Consider the following 21,984-nt stretch of genomic DNA (forward strand, 5'->3'; position numbering starts at 1 on the left):
GGCCGACGCATGCTCAAACCGCTGCTGCTGATCCTGATCTGCCTCGCGCTGCTGGGCCTGTCACTGCGCCTGTTCTACAACGGCTGGCGCCAGAACGGCACCGAGCGCGTACTCGATCGTTTGAATCAGGGGCAACCGCAACTCACTACACAAAGCCAGCGCTGGGCCGGTCTGGAACGAGCCTTCCTGCGCGCCGGCCTCGGCCGTCCGACAGAGCGCCTGGGGCTGTGGTTGCTACTGTGGGGGCTGGGTATTTTGCTCGGGCTGATCCTCGGTGGCTGGATCGGTTTGCTGCTGTTGTTGGTGATTCCGCCGTTGGGGTTGCGGCTGTACATCAGCTGGCGTTACCAGCGGCGGCTGCGGCGGATGATCGAACAACTGCCGCAACTGCTCGACCACACGGTGCGCAGCCTGAAGTCCGGACGCACCCTGGCCGACGCAGTGCTGGGCGCCATCGACGCCAGCGAAGATCCGCTGAAAAACGCCATGGGCCGGGTGCAGCGCAACGTGCAGTTGGGCGTGAGTCTGCCGGAGGCGGTGGCCGATCTGGCGGAGCTGTACGAGAAGGATGAACTGCGCCTGTTCGCGGTCGGCCTGAAGGTCAATCACCGCTACGGCGGCAACGCCAGCGAACTGCTGGAGAACCTGATCAAGATGATCCGCGAACGCGATCAGGCCTCGCGGCAACTGCGCGCCATGACCGGCGAAACCCGGATCACCGCGTGGGTTCTGGGGCTGCTGCCAGTCGGGCTGGCCGGGTATTTTCTACTGTCCAATCCGCGCTATCTGATCGCGATGTGGAACGACCATTCCGGGCAGATGATGCTCGCTACTGCGTTCGGCTTGCAGGTGTTCGGCAGCCTGATGCTCTGGCGGATGTTGCGTAGCCTATGACCATGCCCTTGATGATCAGCGCCCTGTTGATGCTCGGTGCAGCGCTGCTGCTGATCAGCGGCCTGCTCGATCAACGCCGCCGCACAAGACAGGTCAACCGGCGCCTGGAAGGCGACCTGCTGCGCGACAACCGTTTCGGCAACTTGCTGCGAGTGCTCGGCGACAGCAACCTCGGCCAGCGTGCAGTGAAACTCGACAACGAAACCCAGACGCTGCTCAACCGCCTCGGCTGGCGCAGCGCCCGCCAGCGCTCGCTGTTCGCCGCCTGCCAGATCGGCTCGCCGCTGTTGTTGCTGACCGTGGCGGTGCTCGTGCAAGGGGTGCTGTTTGCAAACGCCGAACGCCAGTGGATCGCGCCGCTGTTCGCGGTCGGCATTGGCTACTTGCTGCCCAAACGCCTGCTGGCGTGGGCCGCCAATCGCCGCCAGCAACAACTGGCCACGGAGATTTCGACCTTCATTCCATTACTGCGCATCCTGTTCGAATCAGGCATGGCGGTGGAACAGGCACTGCGCGTACTCAGCCATGAAGCGCGGTCGCTGCTGCCGGTGCTGACCGAGGAGTTGCGCCTGGTGCTGGCCCGCGTCGACTCAGGGCTGGAGCTGGGCGAAGAACTGAACAAGGCCACCCGCCTGCTCGCGGTGGATGAATTCACCGACACCTGCGTGATCCTCCAGCAACTGCTGCAGCAGGGCGGCGGCGCAATGAAATCGCTGCTCGCGCTCAAGCAGTTGCTCGATGACCGGCGCCTGACACGGCTGCAGGAATACATCTCGAAAATGTCCGCCAAAATGTCCGTCGTGATGATGATATTTCTCTTCCCGGCACTGTTGATCGTCCTCGCCGGCCCGGGCTTCAGTGCCCTGGCGCGCGCGTTGGGCTCCTAGAGGGATCGTGATGAAAACAATGATTGCCGGTGTGACCCTGCTGCTGCTCGGTGGCTGCGCCACCAACGGACAAGCGCCTTGGCAAGCCCTGACGCAAAACGTCAGTTGCGGCCAACTGAGCCAGGAGCAACAACTGTCGCTGACCCTTGCCGATGACATGGCCAAGGACGGCAAATTGCACGCCAGCCTGGCCAACCTGCAAAGCCTGCCGGACAACCTCGCCGACGTGCGCCTGCGCAAAGCCAAGGTCTACCGCCTGCTCGGACGCAGCGAAGCCGAACCTTTGTATCGCAGCCTGCTCGGCAGTTGCCTCGCCGCCGAAGCCGAACACGGCCTCGGCCAACTCGCCGCCGCCCGATCCGACTATGGTCTGGCTCAGGCCCACCTGCAACGCGCCGCACGCCTGGCACCGACCGACGAAAAAATCCGCAACGACCTCGGCGTGGTCTACCTCAACCAACTGCGCCTCGAAGACGCACGCTTCGAATTCCTCACCGCGATGGAACTCAAGCAAGGCGATCAACTGGCCGCACTGAACCTGGTGACGTTGCTGCTGTACCAGGACGACTGGACCCGCGCCGCCGAACTGGTCAGCCGCCTGAACCTCAGCCCCGAACAATTCAGCGAAGCCCAGACCCGCGCCGAAAAACTCAAAACCCCAAGCCCAACCACCGCAGCCGCCACCGCGATGCTCCAATAACGAGGCCCGCCATGAAAGCCGCCGCGCTCTGTCTCACCCTGCTCACCCTGCCCCTGCCCCTGACCGCCCACGCCATCGACGCCGGCCCCGCCTCCGCGCAACAACAGGAAACCGAAGGCTGGCTACTGCTGCAAAGCCGCAACAAAGTCGCCTCACCCAAACCGCAGACCAGCACACCAACCGAGCGCGAGCTGAGCATGCAGCGCTGGTTGAAGAGCTATACGCATGAGATTCCGGAGTTTTTTGATCAGGATCAGGGTGGGGAAGTGGATAGCGGCTCGGGGGGTTAACGAAGATTACGCTTCAGTCAAAAGCCCCTCACCCTAACCCTCTCCCGGAGGGAGAGGGGACTGACCGAGTTGCTCAAACAAATTACATCGACCTGAATTGCCGAGCCGAACTCAGGTTTTGAACAGCACAAGCCTGCTCAGATTTTGCCCTTAAACCACTCAACAGGATGAGCGTTAGCTCGGCTGCAGCTCTTGATCTCAAGCGCCCATCGGCAGGCTGAGTGGAGGGATTCATCCGGGGTGGGCGCGCAGCGCCGTTCGACGAAGTCGAACACATCGAGAGGAGGTGCAGCGCAGCAAACCGGAGGCGATGCCCCCGGATGAATCCCGGAGCGAAGGAACCCCGAGCCTAAGCGAGCGGGCCGAACGTCAGGGTAAAGACCTTTGCTTCCTTTGGGGCGTCTGCCAAAGGGAGTCGACCGTCAGGGCGAAACCGTCAGCCGCAACACCCGCAGCAACGGATATACACCCAAAACCCCAAAAGCCGCCGAGTCTAATGCGCCGTAACCCGCTGCCGAGCCGAAGAAGGCGACAAAGCCAAAGCCAACTGCGTCCGGTTATGCATATGCGTCAAACGCAAAACCTGCGACACATACAACTTCACCGTGTTCTCGGTAATCCCCAACTCACAGGCAATCTGATAATTGGTCTGCCCCTTGCCCACCAACCGCGCCACATCCAGCTGACGCGGCGACAACTGCGCAAAGATCGCCGGCATCTCACCAACCTCACCCTGCACTTGTTCGGAAGGCGCAGGCCCGCGCCGAACCTTGTCCAGGTCCTGATACAAATCATCGATCGACGACGAAAGATCCTGCAGCTTCTGATTCAAGTGTCCTAATTGCAAAGTCTTGTGCCGCTCCTGCAACACCACTTCCTGACGCTGCAAGCCTTCGAGCAATTCATCCAGATTGACCGGTTTCTGGTAATAGTCGGCAATCCCCGCACGCAACGCCTTGATCACGTCCTGCTTGTCAGCGCGACCAGTGAGCATGATCGCCTCGAACACCCGCTGTTTACCGGCCAGGCGCTGCAACGCCTGCACCAGCTCGATGCCGTCCATGTCCGGCATATGCAGATCGCACAGCACCAGACCAATCGTTGCGTCTTCGCTGAAACGCTCGATAGCCTGCTTGCTGGATTCGCAAGGGACGCAGCGATAACCGCTGCTTTCCAGAAATTCACACAGTTCCTCGACGATCAACGGTTGATCGTCGACCACCAAGACTTTTACTGCCGACGTAAGCTTGTTCACTTGCCACTCCATGCCCAGGCCAAAGCTGACCATTCCTGTACTGCCAGTCGATAGCTGTATAACTGCTCATTTGAAAGTAGACGTACTTTCCGACTATGTACATAGCAGTAGTGGCGACTGGCGACTAATGGATCCACAACACAGTCAGGAGCGTGCCAATCAGCACGAACGGCGCAAATGGCAGCTTTTTTGACAGTTCAGGGCTGAAATTTCGTAAATGTTCTCTAAGCCGTTGACTTGCATGCAGCCAGAGTTTTGGCACAAGCAGCATCCACACTGCACTCGCCAGCGCGGCGCCGATAAAGGCGCCGAGCAGGTGTTGACCGTCCGTCGCGAGAGCCAGTGCTGTCATTAATTTCACATCGCCGCCGCCCAATCGGCGCAACGCGTAACCGGGTAACGTCAATGCCAACGCCAACAGCACGGCCCAGGCAGCCTGTGCAGCGTTGGCGCCCAGCCAGGTGCTGCCGGTGACCAGCAGATAAATCAACGCCAACCCGCCAATGCCCAGCGTCAGGCTATTGCCGATATGGCGTTCGCGGGCGTCCTGTGCCGCGCAAAGCGTCAGCCAGAGCAAGAGGACAAAGCTGTGCATCCGGTAAAAAACGTCCGTTTTGGCTGAATGATTCTATGCTGACATTACGTAGTGATAGTCAGGGTAGACGCACTCATGAAAACCGCCCTCCCGCGCAAACAAAAAGGTGCCGTCGCGATCGAGTTCGCGCTGGTATTCGTGATCTTCTTCGCGGTGTTCTACGGAATCGTCAGCTACAGCCTGCCGATGCTGCTGATGCAGGCGTTCACCCAATCGACCTCGGAAGCCGTGCGTCGCAGTGTGGCGCTGGATCCATCGACCGCCGACTACGCAACCGCCGTCCAGACAGTCGCCAGAACCGAGCTGGCCCGTCGCCTGGCGTGGTTGCCTGCGTCGTTGAATTTCAATGCGACTACCGACGCCAGCGTGACGTATGTCGGCGGCTTGCTGACGGTGCGCATCAATTACCCGACCAGCAAGCTCAATCAGGCGCTGCCGTTTCTGGTGCTGCCCGGCATCGGCGCAGTGCCACGTCTGCCGGCCAATCTCACTGCCAGTTCGAGCCTGCAATTTTGAGTGCCGGTGACAAGCTGTTCGACCGTTTGCTCAACCGTCAACCGTCCACACCCGCCGAGCTTGTGGACGTCCCGGGCGTGCAGAGTGTCGGTTTGCAGCTGCATCTGAATGACGGCGGCGAGGTCATGCACTTGACCGGGCCATTGCGCCATCTGCTTGCGCAACCGCTGGCGGCTGCCGGCAACGCGCATCTGCTGGATTATCTGCTGCCGCACAGCAATCTTGCGGTCGAAGGCCGGCCCGCCGAGTGGCAGGGGCAGTCGCTCGATCTGGATTTTTTCAGCCTCGCCGGCCCGCCCCTGCACCTGCGTGGCTGGGTGCAACCGCAGGCGCGCGGCTGGCTTCTGCAACTGCTGGACATCGGCGACCTGCTGGACGAACGGCGACAGGCGCGCAGTCGCGAACAATGCCAATGGCTGGCCGGGCAGATCCGCGATCAACTGAGTCTATGCAGCTTCGCGCGTTTGCCGGAGGTACTCGGCGAGCAGTTGCAGCGCCTGAGTCAGCAACTGCACATTCCCTGCATGGCGGTAGCGTTGCTCGATGAGCAGTCCCTGAGCTGGCAGATTCATCAGCATTACCATGCGCCTGAGGCGCCGCAGTTGTGGCGCCCGGCGCAACGTCTGGGCAGCGGACTCGATAGCTTGAACGGCGCGGCACCACAACGCGTGCTGCCGGGCGAGCATCACCTGCTGAGCGGCGTATTCGGCCTCAGCGAAGGCTTGGCCACGCCCTACCGCGATGCTCACGGCGTGGCCGCGTGGTTGCTCTGCGGATGCTTCGATGCGCAGCAACATGCGGCAGATCTGAGCGACCAGGACTGGCTGCAACTGGCAGCTGCCGTGGCCGCGCCGCTGCTGGAGCGGCTGCGCGAACATCAACATCATCTGCAGCAACAACGTCTGGAGATTCTGCAAAGCCTGCTCGGCACCGGTTGGTGGGAATTGTTCCACGACAGCAGCGAAGTTTTGCTCGCCCCCGCCCTCGCCGAGAATCTTGGCCTGAGCACCGCTCGACTGCCGGTTCAGGACTGGTTCACCCACGTGCATCCGGCCGACCGCGAGGAGTTGCGCAGTCGTCTGCAAGCCTTGCAGGACGAAGGGCTGGCGCTGGAATTGTGTGTGCGCCTGCAACGCACCGAGCAGCCGCAGGCATTGTGGTATCGCGTGCAGGGCCAGTCGTTGGGGATTGGCGCCGAGCGGCGCCTGGTCGGCTTCATGCTGGATATCAGCGACATCAAGAATCAGCAACAGCAAGCCGCCGCCGCCCATGCGCGGCTGGACAACCTGATCGCCAGTTCACCGGCGGTGATCTATGTGCAGCGCTATGTCGAAGGTGCACTGCAACCGAGTTTTTTCAGCGCCAGCTTGCAACCGCTGCTGGGCTGGAGTCTTGCCGATTGCGTGGATGGTGCGCTGGTCGAGCACGTGCACCCGGATGATCGTGCGCGCTACTTCGAGCGCACGCGGCAACTGCTGCGCGAAGGTTCAGTGAGCGCACGCTATCGCGTGCTCGATGCCCAGGGGCAGGCGCACTGGTTGCTGGATGAGGCCAAGCTGCTGCGTGACGACCTCGGGCTGCCGGTGGAAGCCGTCGGGCTGTGGCTGGACGTCACCGAAGCCACCCTCGCCGCCGAGCAAATCAAGACCAGTGAGGAACGCTACCGGATTCTGGTAGAGGACTCACCGGCGATGATCTGTCGATACTACCCGGATCTGACTCTGACCTTCGGCAACCGGCCATTGGCGGCGTATCTGGAATGCGCGCCGGAACAATTGCCGGGGGTCAATCTGGGCAGCTGGATGTCGGACGAGCAGCGCGAAGCATTCGTCCAGCGCCTTGCGCAACTCACGCCGGAAGTGCCGGTGAGCAGCGCCGAAATCAGTCTGCGGCTGCCGGGTCGCGAACATGCCTGGTGGATCTGGGCGGATCGCGGGATATTCGACAAACAGGGTCGCTTGCTTGAAATACAGGCGGTGGGCCGCGACAACACGGAAGTGCGGCGCTCGCAACAGCAACTGACCCAGAGCGCGAAAATGGCCACCCTCGGCGAGATGGCCACCGGGCTGGCCCACGAAATCAATCAGCCGCTGAACGTGATGCGCATGGCCATCGTCAACGTGCTCAAACGCCTGGGCAGAGGCGAGGTGGAGATCGACTACCTGACCGACAAGCTCAACCGCATCGACGCTCAAGTGCAAAGAGCGGCGCGGGTGGTCGATCACATGCGCGTGTTTGGCCGGCGTTCGGAAATCGAACAGCAGCCGTTCAATCCCCTCGATGCGATTGAAGGCACCCTGTCGCTGCTGTCCGAGGGACTGCGTGGCAAAGGTGTCGAGCTGCGCGTCAGTGAAGCGAATTTTCAGGTGCAGGTTCGCGGTTACGTCGATCAACTCGAGCAAGTGCTGATCAACCTGATGGTCAATGCGCGCGACGCGCTGCTGAGCAAACGCGAGGCGAATCGCGACTTCCAGCCATGGATCGGTGTGCGCGCCGAACATGACGAGCACGTCGTACGTCTGTGGGTCGAGGACAATGGCGGCGGCATCGATCCGCGCTTGCTGGAGCGGATTTTCGAGCCGTTCTTCACCACCAAACCGGTGGGCGTCGGCACCGGTCTCGGCTTGTCGGTGAGTTACGGCATCGTCGAAAACATGGGCGGACGTCTGAGCGTGCGCAACGGCGACGACGGTGCGCGGTTCTGTATCGAGTTGCCGATGGCCGTCGATGATCAAATCACCAGCGTCGCCCGACCCGACTGACAACTGAGGTTGGCGCCGACCTCAACCTTGTTCAGGTCGATACCCAAGCTGACCAGCAAGGTATTGATCAAGGTATCCAGCAACGGCCCGAGCACGGTGTTGATCGCGGTCACCAGCAGGTTTTTCACCGTGGTCAGAATCGCCCCCAGCCCACCGACCAGACTGCCGGTCGGCCCGTGCATGTTGAGATTGATATTGCTCAAGGTGTCACCCAGGCTGCTGACCACATTAGTGGTGCTGAACGAGTAGTAGAACGGCGCCTGATTGATTTCCGGCAGGCTGGCGGCAGGCGGCGCGGAGTACACGTGCGGCGTATTGGCGTTCTGGCCGATGGTGGTGTCGGCGGAAATATCCAGGCCGCCACCCACGCTGGGGATGCGCGGATCGCAACTGACCGGCAGGATCAGAAAGCGTCGGCAAGTCTTCACTCCGATGTCGATGATCTTCAACGGCTGCACCACGATATTCGGCGGAGTGGTGTTGTTGCCGAACGCGGTGGCGGGATCGATATTGCCGATGCGCAGATTGGCCACGGCGGTTGTGGTGTTGGTGGTCAGGGTTTTGTTGGTCGGGGTCAGGCAACTGAACGCCGTGACATAACTATTGGCCGCCGCCACATCCAGCGCCACGTCGAGGCGTATCGGCCCCGGCAGCAGGACAATCGAAGGCGTCTCGCACGGCGCGCCAAGAGCGCAACCCAGAGAATCGATCACGCCGACCAGATTCAGATGCAACAGGGCATTGAGGGTGTTGGTCAACGGTGCCGCCAGGTCAGTGACCGCATTGACCAGGTTCAGGATCGAATCGAGGATCGGCAGGTTGATCGACAACAGTGTGCGTACCTGCGCGGTTTTCACATAGATCCGGTTGGGTCCCAAGGGGTTTTGCGCGGCCAGCCGTGGATCACCGATCGCCGACAGTTGTGGCGGTTCCAGCACCTGCACGCGCGCGGTGATCTGCGCCAGGCCGGCGAGGTTGATCGGCAGGTTGGCCACCAGGCCGTTCTGCTTGTTGGCCAGTTGCACGAAGCCTTCGATCAGGTCGAAAACTTTCAGGTCCACCGCCAGCGCCGAGGCCTGAGTGCCGGCCTGCACATTCAGCAATTTGCCCAGCACCACTTGCGTCGCACCGGCCGCGGCTTTGATCGCCTGCAAGCCGATGATGGTCGCCGTGGCGCCGAGCGTGCCGTTGGGGTCGAGGACGTTGATCGCAGTCTGGATCAACTGGCTGACGGCGATGGTGTTACCGAGCACTTGATCGTAGCCGCCGGCACTCAGGCCGATATCGACCTTCAACCGGTCCAGATAGCCCAGCAGATTGATGTTGGTGTTGACCATGCCGTTCCAGCTCACGGCGCTGAGGTTGAGATTGCCGCCGAGCAATCCGCCGAACAACGCGTTCAGCGCGGCGGATTTGGCTGTATCGACACTCAGCGCGGTGCTGCGAATGGTCAACGAGGCGAGCGGCGGCGGCAACGCGGCGACGGCGGTGGCGCTGAGGGTGACGGTTGCTCCGCGGCCTGCCCCGCCGAAAAGCGCGCCGATGCCGCCGGCGAAACTTTGCGTCACCGCATGGGTGACCACCACGCGGATTGCCTGAGTGCTGGCGGCGTTGGCGGTGAACACGCGGAAGTTACTCGCATCCAGCGTCAGTGCGCCGCAAGCCACGGCCAACGTACGGCCAGCACTGGGAATCGCAAAGCCGTTGCGGATGACACTGGCGAGGGCGTAAGCATTGGCCGTGGCGCCGGCGCTGCAATTGCCGCCACGGGTCGCGGCTTCCAGAGCGGCCACGTCCGCGACGCGTTGCAGGTTGCGTTTTTCCAGGTACAAACGGCCGCTGTCGACCACCACAAGGATGAACATCAGGGCCATGCCGAGGGTCAGCGCGGCGGTCAAACCGATCGCCCCACGTTGCCGAGCCGGGCCGCAGAATCGAAAACCAGGCGACATCGCGCACTCCTTTGCCGGCGCACAGCCGAGCGCTACCTCCGTTGGTGCAGTTGAGTGTAGACACGGTTGCGAATTAACGCGGTGGGTAGTTCGCGAGAATCCGCCCCACCGTTTCGCGAACGGCATTGCTGCGATCCGCAGGGTTCGGCGTGCTGCTCATGATCTGTTCATCGCTGCCGCGCCATACCAGTTTGCCGTCCTTGCCGTCGAGCAGGTCGACCTGAATGGTCGCGACTTTGTAGGTGATGTTGCGGGTTTCGTTGTACATCGGCGCGCCGTAGTAGCCGTTCCATGGACCGCCCCAGCCGCCGTAGTTGGTGGTCACCTGTTGCTGGCGATCCTCGACGATCAGGTAGGTCTGCACATTCAGATCCGCCTTGGCGCCGTTGGTTGCCGGGCGCAAACCGCGCTGGTCGAGTTGATCGGCCACGGCCTGACGGATGCGTTGTTCGGTCAGATCACTCTTGATCCGCGGATCGTCGGGGCGATATTGCAGGGCGGGGTCTTTCCAGCTCCAGCTGCGATACGCAGCAAAGTCGCGGCTGGCGTCGAAGTCGTGATTGACCTGGTTGGAGGCGCAAGCGCTGAGCAGCGCGGCCATTACCAGTAGAGCGAGACGGCGGAACATGGTTTTTCTCCACTCACAGGCGGGAAGCTAACTCGGAGGATACGCCGACATAGCCTTTTCCACAGCCTCACGAATCGCATCGGTACGATCAGTCTGGCTGCCCTTGTTGGCGGTTTCAGCGCTCGAACTCCAGACCGGCTGGCCGGTGCCGGCATCGAACAGATCGACCTGCACCACCACGACCTGCTCTTGGTAAGTGCGCACGATCGGCACCGAGTTGTACATGCCGTAACCGCGGCCATAACGATCATAGCCGCCATAACCGCCGCCGTAGTACCCGCCGCCGTAACCGTAATCGTCCTGCACCTGACGCATACGGGTTTCCAGCCGCAGGTTGGCGCTGACGAACAGGTCGGCCGGACGATTGTCATGCAGCGGGCGCAAGCCGCGTTGATCGAGGGCACTGCTGACCGCCTCGGCGACTTGCGCCGAATCCGCCCACGCCGTGCCCGGCGGCATGCGTCCGTTGAGCCACGCCCAGCTGCGGTAGCGCCCGTAATCGCGGGGCGGTGCCGGGTAGGCGCTGCGGTCGAAGGTGTTGGCGGCTTGCGGCGGTGCCGGCGGCAATGGCCGGGACTGCGCGACATAAGGGTTGCTGCCCTGGCAGGCAGCCAACCCCAGACAGATCAGCAACAATCCAGCATGAGCTTTCATTTCGCGCTCCGATCAGATCGGCCGGCAGATCCAGTGCAAGTAACGCCCAAGCCCGGCGAAGCTTGGGTGGCGACGGTGAGCGAGCTCCATCTCCAGCAAATCCGCCAGTTCGACGCGGTTCTGGAACTCCACCGGCATGTAATCGTGGAAAACCCGCACCCCGCTTTGGCTTTCGACCTGCCACAACCCTGCGAGTTGCGTTGCCAATTCACGCGGATCGAGTGGCTGCTGCGGGGTCAGGCTCTGCTTCTCGCCAGCCATGTCGTTCTTGCGCATTTTCTTGAAATGGCCTTTGAGCAGATTGCGGTAAATCAGCGCATCGCGGTTGTAGAACGCCAGCGACAGCCAGCCGCCGGGCTTGGTCAGTTGGTGCAGCACCGGCAGAATCGCGTGCGGTTCAGCGAGCCATTCGAGCACCGCGTGGCAGATCACCAGGTCATAGGGTTCGGTGAGTTGGCCGAGCAGTTCCTGCCACGGCGCCTGAATGAACGTTGCAGTCTGCCCGGCGTCGGCGAACCGCTGGCGCGCGCCTTCGAGCATCGGTTCGGCCGGCTCGGTGAAAGTCACGTCGTGCCCACGCTCGGCCAGCCACAGCGACATGTGGCCGAGACCGCCGCCGATATCCAGCACGCGCAACGGGCGATCCGGCAAGGCTTCGGCGAGGTCGGCTTGCAACACGGCGAGGCGGATTGCGCCTTTGGCCCCGCCGTAGATTTTTTCGGCGAAACGGGTGGCCAACTGATCGAAATGACGGTCGCTCATCAGCTGAACCGCCGTTCGCTGTCGGCGAGTTTGCTGCGCACCACTTCATTCATGTCCAACCCCAACTCGCTGCACAGCAGTAACAGATACAAAACGATGTCGCCGACTTCCTGCCCGGCGTGGGCGAGTTTGTCTGCCGGCAACTGGCGCGACTGGTCTTCAGTCAGCCACTGGAAGATTTCCACCAGCTCGGACATTTCCACACTGGCGGCCATGGCGAGGTTTTTCGGGCTGTGAAATTGCCGCCAGTCATTGCGGTCGCGAATGGCGTGCAGGCGTTCGGTCAGTTCAACAAGGTTCATCGGGCTCTCCTGAAGGCGTATAGCTTCGGGGGGATGCGGGGGGAAGGCAAGGGGTTGTAGGAGCTCGCGTAGACTGCGATGCTTCAAAATCAAAAGATCAAAAGATCGCAGCCTTCGGCAGCTCCTACAGCCGCCGCCGCTGCGGCCCAAGGCTCATTGCCCAATTTCAGGATGCTCACATGCAGGTAGAAAGCTTTTTCGAATGGCTCGGCCAGGCACTTGGTTCGGTTATCCGCTTTATTGTTGATGGCCTCAGCGGGCTGTTCAATCTGCTGAGTAATGCCGGCAGCAACTTTGTCGACGGATTGTCGAAGACGCTGGGGATGGACACATCGATCATCAGCATCATCGCGTTGATCGTCGGGCTGATGCTGTTGTGGTCGGCAATTCGGGCGTTCATGAATGCTTCGATTATTGCGGGGATTATCTGGTTGTTGCTGGGGTTGTGGTTGTTGAGCTGGATTATTCATTAGTCGTTTTGAAGAGCCCCTCACCCTAGCCCTCTCCCGGTGGGAGAGGGGACTGACCGAAGTGTCTCTCGGGTTACATCGACCTGAAATTTTCCGGTTGAATATAAATCGCCACCCTGATCGAGATCGGCCCCCTTTCCCCCTCGCCCCCTTGGGGGGAGAGGGCTGGGGTGAGGGGGTTGGATTTCACAGCCAAAGCATTTCCCAAGTGAATCGCTACAATGCTCGCTCCCAAGGAGCCCGCATGCCCAACCTGATCACCGACTGGCGCGACCGCCCGACCCATCGCCGGGTCTGGGCGCTTGCCGCGCCGATGATTCTTTCCAACATTTCCGTGCCGCTGGTGGCGCTGGTCGACAGCACCGTCATCGGCCACCTGCCCCACGCCCATCAATTGGGCGCGGTGGCGGTGGGCGCCAGCCTGTATACCTTTCTGGCCTGGGCCATGGGTTTTCTGCGCATGGGCACCACCGGGTTTGCCGCGCAAGCCGCCGGGCGCAGTGATGGCGCGGCGTTGCGGCAGATTCTGTTGCAAGGCTTGCTGCTGGCGTTGGGACTGTCGTTGCTGCTCGGCACCCTGGGCGTACCGCTGAGCGGCGTGGCCCTGCACTTCATGCAGCCGTCGGCAGAGCTCGATCAACTGACCCGCGACTTCTTCCACACGCGCCTGTTCGGCTTGCCCGCAGCGCTGGCCAGTTATGCGTTGGTCGGATGGTTCCTCGGCACCCAGAACGCCCGGGCGCCGCTGGCGATTCTGCTCAGTACCAATCTGATCAACATCGTCCTCAATCTATGGTTCGTCATGGGTCTGGACTGGGGCGTGGTTGGCTCGGCCCGCGCTTCGGTGATTGCTGAATGGAGCGGCGCGCTGGTCGGTTTGCTACTGACCCGCAAAGCCTTGCGCGCCTATCCCGGGCACATCGCCTGGGCCGCGCTGAAGTTGTGGCAGAGCTGGCGCCCGCTGTTGGCGGTCAATCGCGATATCTTCATTCGCAGCCTGGCGCTGCAATCGGTGTTTTTCCTGATCACCGTACAAGGCGCGCGACTCGGTGATGCGACGGTTGCGGCCAATGCGCTGCTGCTCAACGGCCTGCTGCTGACCGCGCACGCGCTGGACGGACTGGCGCATGCGGTCGAAGCCTTGTGCGGCCATGCCATCGGCGCGCGTGATCGGCTGGCGCTGCGGCGTTCACTGGTGGTGGCGGGAGGCTGGTCGTTGCTGGCGAGTCTGGGTTTTGCCGCGCTGTTCCTGTGCGCCGGGCATTTGTTCATCGAGATGCAGACCGACATCCAGAGCGTGCGTGATACCGCGTTCATCTATTTGCCGTATCTCGCGGTGCTGCCGTTGATCGCGGTCTGGAGCTACCTGCTCGATGGTCTGTTCATCGGCGCCACTCGTGCGCGAGAAATGCGCAATGGGATGCTTCTGACTGTCGTGTTGTTGCTGCCGATCGCCTGGGCGCTCAAGGATCTGGGCAACCACGGACTGTGGATTACCTTCCTGTTGTTCATGGTCCTGCGCAGCCTGACCCTCGGCGCTCTGGCGCTATGGCTGCGGCGTGACGACGGCTGGTTCAGCGGCACCGCTCACTGAGTCGGCGTGTGCTTGATGAACGAAACCACTTGATCGAATACCGGCGCCAACTGGCGTAACGGTCGCGACAGAGTCGCCACCAGCGTTATGTGGCTGGGCCGCGAGTAATACAACTCGCGCACCGGCACCCCGGCCTCGCGCAGTTTGCGCGCCATGCCGCCGGTGTTGCGCATCGGGTCGACCAACTCATCCTCACTAGCGGCGATCAGCAGCGCTGGCGGTGCCGCGCGGCTGACGTGGTTGATCGGTTGCGACTGCGGCGGTGAATCCGGCCAGAAGAACACCGGGCGCACATCGGGATTCTTGATCGGCAGAAAATCGTAGGGCCCGGCCAGACCGATCCAGCCGCGTAGCTCTTTCGGCGACATTCCGACCTTGCCCAACAACTGCGGATCAAGCGCCAGCATCGCTGCGTTGTAGGCGCCGGAGCTATGGCCCATCAGATATACGCGCTGCGGGTCGCCGGAAAATCCCTGAATGTGCGCTTTGGTCCAAGCCACGGCTTTGGCCCCGTCCTCAAGAAACAGCGGATAACGCACCTGCGGATACAAGCGATAATCCGCAATCACCGCGACGATGCCGCGCGACGCCAGCGCCTCGCCGACAAAACTGTAGTCCTCGCGGTCGCCGCTGTTCCAGCTGCCACCGTAGAAAAACACCAGCACTGGCGCATCTTTGGGCGCGTGATGCGGCACGTAGACATCGAGTTTCTGCCGCGGGTCATTGCCATAAGCAATGCCCGCGGTCTTGCTGAAAGTGTCCTGCGGTGTCAGGCCATTGAGGATTTTCAGCGGCGAGCAGGCACTGAGCAGCATCAGTAACAACGCGCCGCCAATCACGCCAAACCACTGCCGTAAAGAATGTGCCATGCGCGCCTCGCCTCAAGGTTGATGGTTTTGCCAGTGTTGCCGCAGATACTCGAGCCGCTGCGCCTGACTCAGCCCCGACGGCGGTTGCACCAGCAGTGCACGCGGATGCTGCAAGCGTAGCCACAACCAGTCGTCGAGCACCGCGCGTTCGCTGAAACCCAGCGCCTGGCCCTGCTGTAAATGGGAGGACAGCGATGTGTAGTCGGTTCCAACTGATCGACTCCAGCGCCAGAGGTGCTGATCCAACAGGCAACTTTGCAGGCGCTCACGCTGACCACGCGTGAGGCTTTCTTCGATACCCAGCGATTCGACCTGCAACTGCGGATTGCGCAGTTGCTGCCAACCCTGACTGCCGTTCGCGCGGTCGGCCCACGTACCGCCGAACCAGCGAACCCAGCCGAGCGGTCCGAGCCAGCGGCTGAGTTGCCGGGCATCGCAGGCATCGAAAAAATAGCTGGCAACCTGGCGATTGTAATAATTGAGCAGCGCGCGGTGATTCAGGCCGACCGAGACGGTGAGCATGCGCTGCAGGTGGCTGCGCAATTGTTCCTCTGGCGCTGCGCTGCCCAGCAGCAGTCCATGCCAGGTCTGCGGGTCGGAGTGACACAAGGCTGACAGCGCCGGGCAAGCGCGCAAATCGATCAACAGCGGCCCCCGCTCACCCAAGGGTTCAAACTCGGTGCCATCGAACAATCGCAGGCGCGGTACGTGATTGAATCCGCGTTGCAGCATCGGCAAGGCTCGCGGTGAATCTGCGACATCCAGCATCAACCATTGCGCATTCTGCCCGGGCGCTGCGCCGCTCATCTCCCGTCGCCCGGATTCAGCCCGGCAACCAGCCGACAGCTGCATAACGCCTGCGGGCAATGACTGAAACTGCCACCACCGGGTATCAGACACAACAGCAGCAACGGTTCGGCAGCGGCCAGCCATTGCGCCATGCCTTCGGTCGCGAGCTTTTCAGGCGCGGACAGCGGTTCTTCCTCCTGGAGGTCGGACTGCAGCGCACACGGCTGGAGCACCCCACTGATGATCGGCTGATCGGGATCGCCTTCAAGAAAACTCACCACCACTTCGGCGCCTTCACGCAACAGCGCCGGCGGCGTATCAGCCAATGCCGGCGCAAGTGGCAACCAGCAATGGCTGGGCGTGGCCCCCTCGCCCTGATAGAGCCAGTCGAACTGCACGGCGACCGGCCGCAGGCAATCAGGTTGCGGCTCGTCAACTGTCACCACCCATGCGCGTTGCAGCCCCTGCATGTGCAACCTCGAACATGCAGCGCTCGAGACACCGTGCCAGCGGTCGGTAGCCCGAATCAGGTTGCTGTAGGGCGGTTCGAGCGCCTGATCGGCGCGATGCTCGATACGGGTCAGCAGCCAGTTGGCAGGGCAAGGATTCGACGGGTCGCCAGACATGCTCAACCAGCGGCCGCTGCGCAGCGTCGACTGATCGGAAAATCCCTGGGCCGACTTTACTTTCGACCAGCGCTGACTGACGTCCTCGCGCATTTGCCAGCGGCGCACGGCCGGCGCACCACTGTTGCCCTCGTCGTCGACCGCTGCTACGTCAACCCGCGGCATGCGTTGCGGATCATCGCCAAACACCAGGCAATGCCCGTCTTGAGCATGTTCGAAGTGATAGTGAATTTGCGCTTGTGTGCACAAGCGTTGTACCAGTTGCAGATCAGACTCACGGTATTGCGTGCAAAAACTGCGCGGTGGGTAATCAGCATGCAGGTCAAAGCGACGCTGCGCGCCGGTGATGCCGTGCTCCTTGAGCACCTGGTCGAGGATCTGCGGCACCGATTGGCCACTGAAAATACGCCGACTGAAACGCAGATTGAGGCAACTGAGTTTCGGCGCCAGCCGCGCCCGACATAATCGCGCACCGTGACCGTGCTCGTGTTGAACGAGGCTGTGCAACTGCCCATGTACGCGGTTGCCCTTCGGCCCGAAAAACAGTTGTGCCGAGCGATACAGCAACCCAGCGAGATCCAGATGCGGATCATCGATCAACAGATCGATTTCAAACGCAAAGGGTTCGCTGATGGCTTCGCAACCGGTGAAAGCGAGGACTTCGAACGGGGCGGACAGACCCGCTACATCGAGGCGAAACGACGGCTCGTCGGCTGGATCGAACATGGGCGATTCTCTACAGGAGGGGCGGGCGGGGATTCTCGCCGAGAGCCATGGCCGAGTAGAGAGGCGAAGTACAACTTAGGAAATGACCTACGCGAAAAGCAGACGACATCACTTCCCCTGTCAGGAAGCAGGCCGTTTCACGCAGAAAAAACAGAGAAATCCCACCAGATCATCTGAAACTTCCGCTGCGCGCGGGACAATTTCAGACAACCTGGTGCGATTGAAACCTGGTCTCAGGAAGACAGGTAGGAGGAGCGGGTCAGGCCCAGACGCAAGGCATCGAGGAACTGCGTGCGCTCGGTCGGGCTGATGCGCGCACTGGCGCACTTGTCGCGGTAGTGGGTCATCAGTTCTTCCGGCGACAAGTGCACATAACGCAGCATGTCTTCGATGGTGTCGTGGGTTTCGATCCCGGCGTGGTACACGCTGCCGTCAGCGTTCTGGTAGATGTTCACCGAGTCGGTGTCACCGAACAGGTTGTGCATGTCGCCGAGAATCTCCTGATACGCGCCGACCAGGAAGATACCCAGCAGGTAGTCCTCGCCCTCGTTCAAACCGTGCACCGGCAGGCTGGTCTCGATGCTCTGCTCGTCGACGTATTGCTTGATCTTGCCGTCGGAGTCGCAGGTCAGATCCTGCAATACCGCGCGACGCAGCGGCTCTTCATCGAGACGGTGCAGCGGCAGGATCGGTAGAACCTGGCCGATGGCCCAGGTGTCCGGCAGGCTCTGGAATACCGAGAAGTTGCAGATGTACTTGTCGGCGAGCTTGTCGTTGAGCTCGTCGAGCACCTGACGGTGCGAACGCTGACGGGCTTTCAACGAGTTGTGCAGGCGACGGCATACAGCGAAGTAGCACTGCTCGGCGAGGGCTTTTTGGGCCAGGGTCAGTTTGCCGTCGGCGTACTGCGCGGCCACGTCGCTCATGTAGTGCGTAGCGCGCCAGTAGGTTTCGGTGACCATTTCGATGTCGGTAGGGCCGAGCAGGTCAACCAGCCACTGCACGGTTTCCGGCAGCTCTTCCTTGTTGTCGATCTGCGGCACGTCGTCGTTGTGTTTCTCGACGTCGGTCACCTGCACCACCAGCATGGCGTGGTGCGCAGTCAGCGAACGGCCGCTCTCGGAGAAGATGTTCGGGTGCGGCAGGTTCTGCGCATCGCAGAATTCCTTGAGCATGCCGACCACGACACCGGCGTAATCGTCCATGTCGTAGTTGATCGAACTGGCGTTACGCGAGTGCGTACCGTCGTAATCGACGCCCAGACCACCGCCAACGTCGATGTGATCGACCGGCAGGCCGAGGTTGCGCAGCTCACCGTAGTAACGGATCGCTTCCTTGAAGCCGTGCTGATAGTCAGCCAGGTTGGCAATCTGCGAACCCATGTGGAAGTGCAGCAGGCGAATGCCCTGATCCAGACCCGCTGCGCGGAAACGCTCGACTACCGACAGCAACTGCGCTGCCGACAGACCGAACTTGGATTTCTCGCCACCGGTATCAGCCCACTTCGACGAAGCCAGCGATGACAGGCGCACGCGCAAACCAACCTGCGGCTTGACCTTGAGCGAAGCAGCTTCTTCGATCACCAGCGCAACTTCGGATTCTTTCTCGATCACGATGAACACGTTGTGGCCAAGCTTCTGGCCAATCAGCGCCAGACGGATGAATTCGCGATCCTTGTAACCGTTGCAGACGATGGTGCCGCCCTTTGGCGCCAGTGCCAGCACGGCCAGCAGCTCAGGCTTGGAGCCGGCTTCCAGACCGATCGACACGTCCTGGGTAGCAATGATGTTTTCGATCACTGCTTCCTGCTGGTTAACCTTGATCGGGTACAGCGCGGTGTACTTGCTCTGGTATTCCAGGCGCTCAATGTTCGCATCGAAAGCACCGGTCAACTGGCGCACGCGGTCTTGCAGGATGTCAGGGAAGCGCACCAGCAACGGCAAGGACAAACCGCTTTTGCGCAGTTGATCGACTTGCTCGAACAGGTCGATAGGCGAGCTGCTCGGTCCGTTCGGACGAACTTCGACGCGACCGGCTTCATTGATCGCGAAATATCCGGCCCCCCAATGGCGAATCCCGTAAACACTGCGGCTGTCCGCAACTGTCCATTGGCTGCCATCGTCTTTGCGTGTGCGTCGTACGGACATCGAAGTCCCCTATAAAGAAGTCATTGTGCGTCGCCTGAGTTCAGGCCGGCGCAGTCTAAAGAATGAAAATGACGGTTCGTCAGCGCGGTGGTAGACCACGCTGACAGCGTTGAGTTTAGAAACCGGTCATGAACAGGCTCTGTGAAAACCATGGAAACGACGTCAGACCCGAACACACTGGGGACTGAGACAAGCCGCGGGTGGTTTTCACAGAGGCTGCTAGCCGCCGGACTTCTTGGCCTTGAAACCGAGCTTGATCAACTCGGCCAAGAGTAGCTCGACATGATCGCCCTGGATTTCAATGATCCCGTCTTTGAGCGCGCCGCCGGTGCCGCAACGTTTCTTCAACGTTGTGGCCAGATCCTTGAGCGCCTCTTCGGCCAATGGCACGCCGGTGATGGTGGTCACCGTCTTGCCGCCACGGCCCTTGCTCTCGCGGCGTACGCGGGCAATGCCGTCGCCGGCCGGGATCAGGGTTTGTTTGCAGATACAGGCGTCCACCGGTTGACTGCAATCCGGGCAATGACGACCTGCGTCGGTGGAAAATACCAGACCGCCAAGGGCGGCGAAGGATGCGGCTTTTTTGGCCACCGGCAATCCTCTTGGGAGGACAAAGACTGATCGCAGCCTTGGGCAAGGCTATCGACCGCGAAGCCCCACTCAGGCAGGGGCAGCGCTACTGCATCGGCATTGCCGCTGCAGTTTGAAAAGGTCGCGCAGTGTAACGGCAAAAAGCCGACTTGCTAAGAGCCAATCGGCGCCAATTTATGTGTTGTTTGCGACGTCGTGCCCCTGAGCCTTGAGATAGCGCTTCAACGCGGCGAGAGAGTCCGGGCAGTAAGGCTTTTGCCGGATTTCCTGCATGACTTGTTCGATGGGAATGAAGCGCGCTTCGAGCACTTCCTCGGGTTGCAGAATCAACGGGCCGTCCCACACCGCGGAAAACGCCGAACACCACAGGCGATTGCCGGTGTCTTCGAAGTAGAAATGGTCGTGGGCGGTCAGCTCTACCCCGCTCACGCCGAGTTCTTCTTCGAGCTCACGGGCTGCCGATTCGGCGTAGGTTTCGTTGGCTTGCACCATGCCGCCAGCCGCGACGTCCCAGTAACCCGGATAAATCGCCTTGCTCAAGGTACGCCGGTGAACACACAACTCGCCGACAGAGTTGAACAACATGATGTAAGTGCCGCGCCCGATCAGCCCGCGTTCGCGCAAATCGGCGCGCACCAGAGAACCGAGCAGGTTGTCCTGCTCGTCGACCCACGCGATCTGTTCGGCATCCGAGGCGGCGCGGTGTGCCGCCTCTTTGGCGCTTTCGTCCATGACTCAGCCCTGATTGAGCAGTTGACGCAAATCGATCACAGCAGCATTGGCCCGGGAGATGTAGTTGGCCATGACCAGCGAGTGGTTAGCCAGTACACCGAAGCCGCTGCCGTTGAGGATCATCGGACTCCAGACCGGCTCTTGCGATGCTTCCAGCTCACGAATGATCTGGCGCACGCTGACGGTGGCGTTCTTCTTCGCCAGCACATCGGCGAAGTCGACTTCAATGGCACGTAACAAGTGGGACAAGGCCCAAGCCTGACCGCGGGCTTCGTAGAACACGTTGTCGATCTGCATCCACGGAGTTTCGACGACTTCCTCGTCAACCTGTGGCACCTGACCTACAGCCGGCACTTCGGTTTTCAGCGAGGTGTTGAGCTTGACCCGCCCGACGCTGGCCGACAGACGTTGCGACAGCGAACCCAAACGGGTGCCGACATCGCCGAGCCAGTTGTTCAGGTTGTCGGCGCGGGCGTAGAACAGCGCGTTTTTCTGGGTCGGGTCAGACAGGCGTGCCTGATAGCGGCTCAAGGAATTGATGCCTTCCTGATACTCCGACTCGCTGGAAGGAAGAATCCAGCTCTTGTTGTCGAAGTTGAAACGCGGCTCGGCCTTGGCCAGATCAGCATCTTCGGCCGACTGCGACTGCGAGCGGGCGAAGTCTTTACGCAATGCGCGACTCAGGTCGCGGACCTGGACCAGCACGCCATATTCCCAGCTCGGCATGTTGTCCATCCACAGGCCCGGGGGGAAACGGTCGTTGGAAATGTAGCCGCCCGGCTTGCTCAGCAACGTGCCGGCGACAGTCTTGAGGGTTTCGACCGTGGTGTAGCCGACCACCATTTGCTTGCCTTCTTTCTCGGCGGCAACCTGCGCGTTTTGCGCGACCGGAAACAGCGCCGGCTCCTGACTCCAGTACCAGCCCAGGCCAATGGTCACCAGCAGATAAATGCCGACCAGCGTGGCCAGCGCGCGGCTGAACAGCAAGCCGCCGACGTAACTGCGGGTGGCCGACTTGGGCGCAGCGGCACGTTCAGGCGCACTGCCCGCGCGGTTCTTCCAGTCCAGCATGGCGATATCCTTTCAAACTTGGGTTCAACGGTTCGACCACAACCATACAACAACGTGCCAAGGGCTGGCACCCGTCATATTTGACAGTCGGTGTTTCGCCGAGCGAAACCCGTGGGTCAGAAACTGAATTGTGCTCGGCAGCAGATTATTGACGCACGACACTCATGTAACC

Annotated in this window: 22 protein-coding genes; 8 read left to right on the forward strand and 14 right to left on the reverse strand. The window is 61.2% G+C overall.

Annotated elements, in window-relative coordinates:
• Window positions 1–9 precede the first annotated feature (9 nt).
• From ACOI8A_RS15370 to ACOI8A_RS15385, 4 genes are read left to right on the forward strand one after another with little or no spacing between them, the layout of a single operon-like run.
• Window positions 10–894 (forward strand): type II secretion system F family protein, encoded by an 885-nt coding sequence (locus ACOI8A_RS15370; RefSeq protein ID WP_420647122.1) that lies wholly within the window; start codon window positions 10–12, stop codon window positions 892–894.
• On the forward strand, window positions 891–1,781 hold the full coding sequence (locus ACOI8A_RS15375) for a type II secretion system F family protein (protein WP_420647121.1): 891 nt from the start codon (window positions 891–893) through the stop codon (window positions 1,779–1,781). The genes ACOI8A_RS15370 and ACOI8A_RS15375 overlap by 4 nt, the downstream gene beginning before the upstream one ends.
• A 10-nt stretch (window positions 1,782–1,791) precedes the next feature.
• A complete protein-coding gene (locus ACOI8A_RS15380; protein WP_420647120.1) occupies window positions 1,792–2,481 on the forward strand; it encodes a hypothetical protein in 690 nt (229 codons plus the stop codon).
• Between the two features lie 11 nt (window positions 2,482–2,492).
• The gene (locus ACOI8A_RS15385) at window positions 2,493–2,771 is read left to right on the forward strand and encodes a DUF3613 domain-containing protein (protein WP_420647119.1); all 279 of its coding nucleotides are present in this window, start codon (window positions 2,493–2,495) and stop codon (window positions 2,769–2,771) included.
• Between the two features lie 493 nt (window positions 2,772–3,264).
• On the opposite strand, the gene ACOI8A_RS15390 is transcribed toward ACOI8A_RS15385, so the two are convergent.
• Entirely contained in the window at window positions 3,265–4,059 is a 795-nt protein-coding gene (locus ACOI8A_RS15390) for a response regulator transcription factor (protein WP_420647118.1), read from the reverse strand.
• A 91-nt stretch (window positions 4,060–4,150) separates the two neighbouring features.
• Entirely contained in the window at window positions 4,151–4,621 is a 471-nt protein-coding gene (locus tag ACOI8A_RS15395; protein WP_420647117.1) for an A24 family peptidase, read from the reverse strand.
• Between the two features lie 75 nt (window positions 4,622–4,696).
• Between ACOI8A_RS15395 and ACOI8A_RS15400 the strand changes: the two genes are divergently transcribed.
• Complete coding sequence (locus ACOI8A_RS15400; RefSeq protein ID WP_420647116.1) at window positions 4,697–5,137, forward strand: TadE/TadG family type IV pilus assembly protein; 441 nt, start codon at window positions 4,697–4,699, stop codon at window positions 5,135–5,137.
• A complete protein-coding gene (locus ACOI8A_RS15405; RefSeq protein WP_420647115.1) occupies window positions 5,134–7,899 on the forward strand; it encodes an ATP-binding protein in 2,766 nt (921 codons plus the stop codon). The genes ACOI8A_RS15400 and ACOI8A_RS15405 overlap by 4 nt, the downstream gene beginning before the upstream one ends.
• Here the strand turns inward: ACOI8A_RS15405 and ACOI8A_RS15410 are convergent.
• The 5 genes from ACOI8A_RS15410 to ACOI8A_RS15430 all read right to left on the reverse strand — a co-directional run bounded on the left by ACOI8A_RS15410 (window position 7,869) and on the right by ACOI8A_RS15430 (window position 12,197).
• Complete coding sequence (locus ACOI8A_RS15410; protein ID WP_420647114.1) at window positions 7,869–9,851, reverse strand: pilus assembly protein TadG-related protein; 1,983 nt, start codon at window positions 9,849–9,851, stop codon at window positions 7,869–7,871. The genes ACOI8A_RS15405 and ACOI8A_RS15410 overlap by 31 nt on opposite strands.
• Window positions 9,852–9,924: 73 nt before the next feature.
• Complete coding sequence (locus tag ACOI8A_RS15415; RefSeq protein WP_420647113.1) at window positions 9,925–10,479, reverse strand: DUF4136 domain-containing protein; 555 nt, start codon at window positions 10,477–10,479, stop codon at window positions 9,925–9,927.
• Between the two features lie 27 nt (window positions 10,480–10,506).
• Window positions 10,507–11,133, reverse strand: coding sequence for a DUF4136 domain-containing protein (locus tag ACOI8A_RS15420; protein ID WP_420647112.1), 627 nt, complete (start codon window positions 11,131–11,133; stop codon window positions 10,507–10,509).
• Between the two features lie 12 nt (window positions 11,134–11,145).
• Window positions 11,146–11,895, reverse strand: a complete 750-nt coding sequence (locus ACOI8A_RS15425) for a methyltransferase (protein WP_420647111.1) — start codon at window positions 11,893–11,895, stop codon at window positions 11,146–11,148.
• A complete protein-coding gene (locus tag ACOI8A_RS15430) occupies window positions 11,895–12,197 on the reverse strand; it encodes a MazG-like family protein (protein WP_007951009.1) in 303 nt (100 codons plus the stop codon). Before ACOI8A_RS15430 ends, ACOI8A_RS15425 begins: the two co-directional genes overlap by 1 nt.
• Window positions 12,198–12,376: 179 nt before the next feature.
• Here ACOI8A_RS15430 and ACOI8A_RS15435 point away from each other — a divergent pair, with 179 nt between their 5' ends.
• Window positions 12,377–12,670 carry a hypothetical protein gene (locus ACOI8A_RS15435; protein ID WP_420647110.1) on the forward strand — a complete coding sequence of 98 codons (294 nt, stop codon included), beginning with the start codon at window positions 12,377–12,379 and terminating at the stop codon, window positions 12,668–12,670.
• Window positions 12,671–12,911: 241 nt separating this feature from the next.
• Complete coding sequence (locus ACOI8A_RS15440) at window positions 12,912–14,261, forward strand: MATE family efflux transporter (protein ID WP_420647109.1); 1,350 nt, start codon at window positions 12,912–12,914, stop codon at window positions 14,259–14,261.
• On the opposite strand, the gene ACOI8A_RS15445 is transcribed toward ACOI8A_RS15440, so the two are convergent.
• The 7 genes from ACOI8A_RS15445 to ACOI8A_RS15475 form a co-directional block, all read right to left on the reverse strand.
• Window positions 14,255–15,130: an alpha/beta hydrolase gene (locus tag ACOI8A_RS15445; RefSeq protein ID WP_420647108.1), complete on the reverse strand. Its 876-nt coding sequence runs from the start codon at window positions 15,128–15,130 to the stop codon at window positions 14,255–14,257. The two genes, ACOI8A_RS15440 and ACOI8A_RS15445, sit on opposite strands and share 7 nt — an antisense overlap.
• A gap of 12 nt (window positions 15,131–15,142) precedes the next feature.
• Window positions 15,143–15,937 (reverse strand): DUF4123 domain-containing protein, encoded by a 795-nt coding sequence (locus tag ACOI8A_RS15450; RefSeq protein WP_420647107.1) that lies wholly within the window; start codon window positions 15,935–15,937, stop codon window positions 15,143–15,145.
• Window positions 15,934–17,271, reverse strand: a complete 1,338-nt coding sequence (locus ACOI8A_RS15455; protein WP_420647106.1) for a type VI secretion system Vgr family protein — start codon at window positions 17,269–17,271, stop codon at window positions 15,934–15,936. The genes ACOI8A_RS15450 and ACOI8A_RS15455 overlap by 4 nt, the downstream gene beginning before the upstream one ends.
• 233 nt (window positions 17,272–17,504) lie before the next feature.
• The gene (speA, locus tag ACOI8A_RS15460; protein WP_420647105.1) at window positions 17,505–19,418 is read right to left on the reverse strand and encodes an arginine decarboxylase; all 1,914 of its coding nucleotides are present in this window, start codon (window positions 19,416–19,418) and stop codon (window positions 17,505–17,507) included.
• 219 nt (window positions 19,419–19,637) lie between these two features.
• Window positions 19,638–20,009, reverse strand: coding sequence for a translation initiation factor Sui1 (locus tag ACOI8A_RS15465; protein WP_420647104.1), 372 nt, complete (start codon window positions 20,007–20,009; stop codon window positions 19,638–19,640).
• Between the two features lie 174 nt (window positions 20,010–20,183).
• A complete protein-coding gene (locus ACOI8A_RS15470) occupies window positions 20,184–20,741 on the reverse strand; it encodes an NUDIX hydrolase (RefSeq protein ID WP_420647103.1) in 558 nt (185 codons plus the stop codon).
• A 3-nt stretch (window positions 20,742–20,744) separates the two neighbouring features.
• Window positions 20,745–21,812, reverse strand: coding sequence for a DUF2333 family protein (locus tag ACOI8A_RS15475; protein ID WP_420647102.1), 1,068 nt, complete (start codon window positions 21,810–21,812; stop codon window positions 20,745–20,747).
• Window positions 21,813–21,984 lie beyond the last annotated feature (172 nt).

The sequence above is a fragment of the Pseudomonas sp. P4795 genome, assembly GCF_048822895.1.
Taxonomy (GTDB): Bacteria; Pseudomonadota; Gammaproteobacteria; order Pseudomonadales; family Pseudomonadaceae; genus Aquipseudomonas.

Excerpts from the sequence above, each read along its gene's own strand:
- ACOI8A_RS15370 (WP_420647122.1), top strand. The coding sequence starts at position 10 with ATGCTCAAACCGCTGCTGCTGATCCTGATCTGCCTCGCGCTGCTGGGC.
- ACOI8A_RS15375 (WP_420647121.1), top strand. The coding sequence starts at position 891 with ATGACCATGCCCTTGATGATCAGCGCCCTGTTGATGCTCGGTGCAGCG.
- ACOI8A_RS15380 (WP_420647120.1), top strand. The coding sequence starts at position 1,792 with ATGAAAACAATGATTGCCGGTGTGACCCTGCTGCTGCTCGGTGGCTGC.
- ACOI8A_RS15385 (WP_420647119.1), top strand. The coding sequence starts at position 2,493 with ATGAAAGCCGCCGCGCTCTGTCTCACCCTGCTCACCCTGCCCCTGCCC.
- ACOI8A_RS15390 (WP_420647118.1), bottom strand. The coding sequence starts at position 4,059 with ATGGTCAGCTTTGGCCTGGGCATGGAGTGGCAAGTGAACAAGCTTACG.
- ACOI8A_RS15395 (WP_420647117.1), bottom strand. The coding sequence starts at position 4,621 with ATGCACAGCTTTGTCCTCTTGCTCTGGCTGACGCTTTGCGCGGCACAG.
- ACOI8A_RS15400 (WP_420647116.1), top strand. The coding sequence starts at position 4,697 with ATGAAAACCGCCCTCCCGCGCAAACAAAAAGGTGCCGTCGCGATCGAG.
- ACOI8A_RS15410 (WP_420647114.1), bottom strand. The coding sequence starts at position 9,851 with ATGTCGCCTGGTTTTCGATTCTGCGGCCCGGCTCGGCAACGTGGGGCG.
- ACOI8A_RS15415 (WP_420647113.1), bottom strand. The coding sequence starts at position 10,479 with ATGTTCCGCCGTCTCGCTCTACTGGTAATGGCCGCGCTGCTCAGCGCT.
- ACOI8A_RS15420 (WP_420647112.1), bottom strand. The coding sequence starts at position 11,133 with ATGAAAGCTCATGCTGGATTGTTGCTGATCTGTCTGGGGTTGGCTGCC.
- ACOI8A_RS15425 (WP_420647111.1), bottom strand. The coding sequence starts at position 11,895 with ATGAGCGACCGTCATTTCGATCAGTTGGCCACCCGTTTCGCCGAAAAA.
- ACOI8A_RS15430 (WP_007951009.1), bottom strand. The coding sequence starts at position 12,197 with ATGAACCTTGTTGAACTGACCGAACGCCTGCACGCCATTCGCGACCGC.
- ACOI8A_RS15435 (WP_420647110.1), top strand. The coding sequence starts at position 12,377 with ATGCAGGTAGAAAGCTTTTTCGAATGGCTCGGCCAGGCACTTGGTTCG.
- ACOI8A_RS15440 (WP_420647109.1), top strand. The coding sequence starts at position 12,912 with ATGCCCAACCTGATCACCGACTGGCGCGACCGCCCGACCCATCGCCGG.
- ACOI8A_RS15445 (WP_420647108.1), bottom strand. The coding sequence starts at position 15,130 with ATGGCACATTCTTTACGGCAGTGGTTTGGCGTGATTGGCGGCGCGTTG.
- ACOI8A_RS15450 (WP_420647107.1), bottom strand. The coding sequence starts at position 15,937 with ATGAGCGGCGCAGCGCCCGGGCAGAATGCGCAATGGTTGATGCTGGAT.
- ACOI8A_RS15455 (WP_420647106.1), bottom strand. The coding sequence starts at position 17,271 with ATGTTCGATCCAGCCGACGAGCCGTCGTTTCGCCTCGATGTAGCGGGT.
- speA (WP_420647105.1), bottom strand. The coding sequence starts at position 19,418 with ATGTCCGTACGACGCACACGCAAAGACGATGGCAGCCAATGGACAGTT.
- ACOI8A_RS15470 (WP_420647103.1), bottom strand. The coding sequence starts at position 20,741 with ATGGACGAAAGCGCCAAAGAGGCGGCACACCGCGCCGCCTCGGATGCC.
- ACOI8A_RS15475 (WP_420647102.1), bottom strand. The coding sequence starts at position 21,812 with ATGCTGGACTGGAAGAACCGCGCGGGCAGTGCGCCTGAACGTGCCGCT.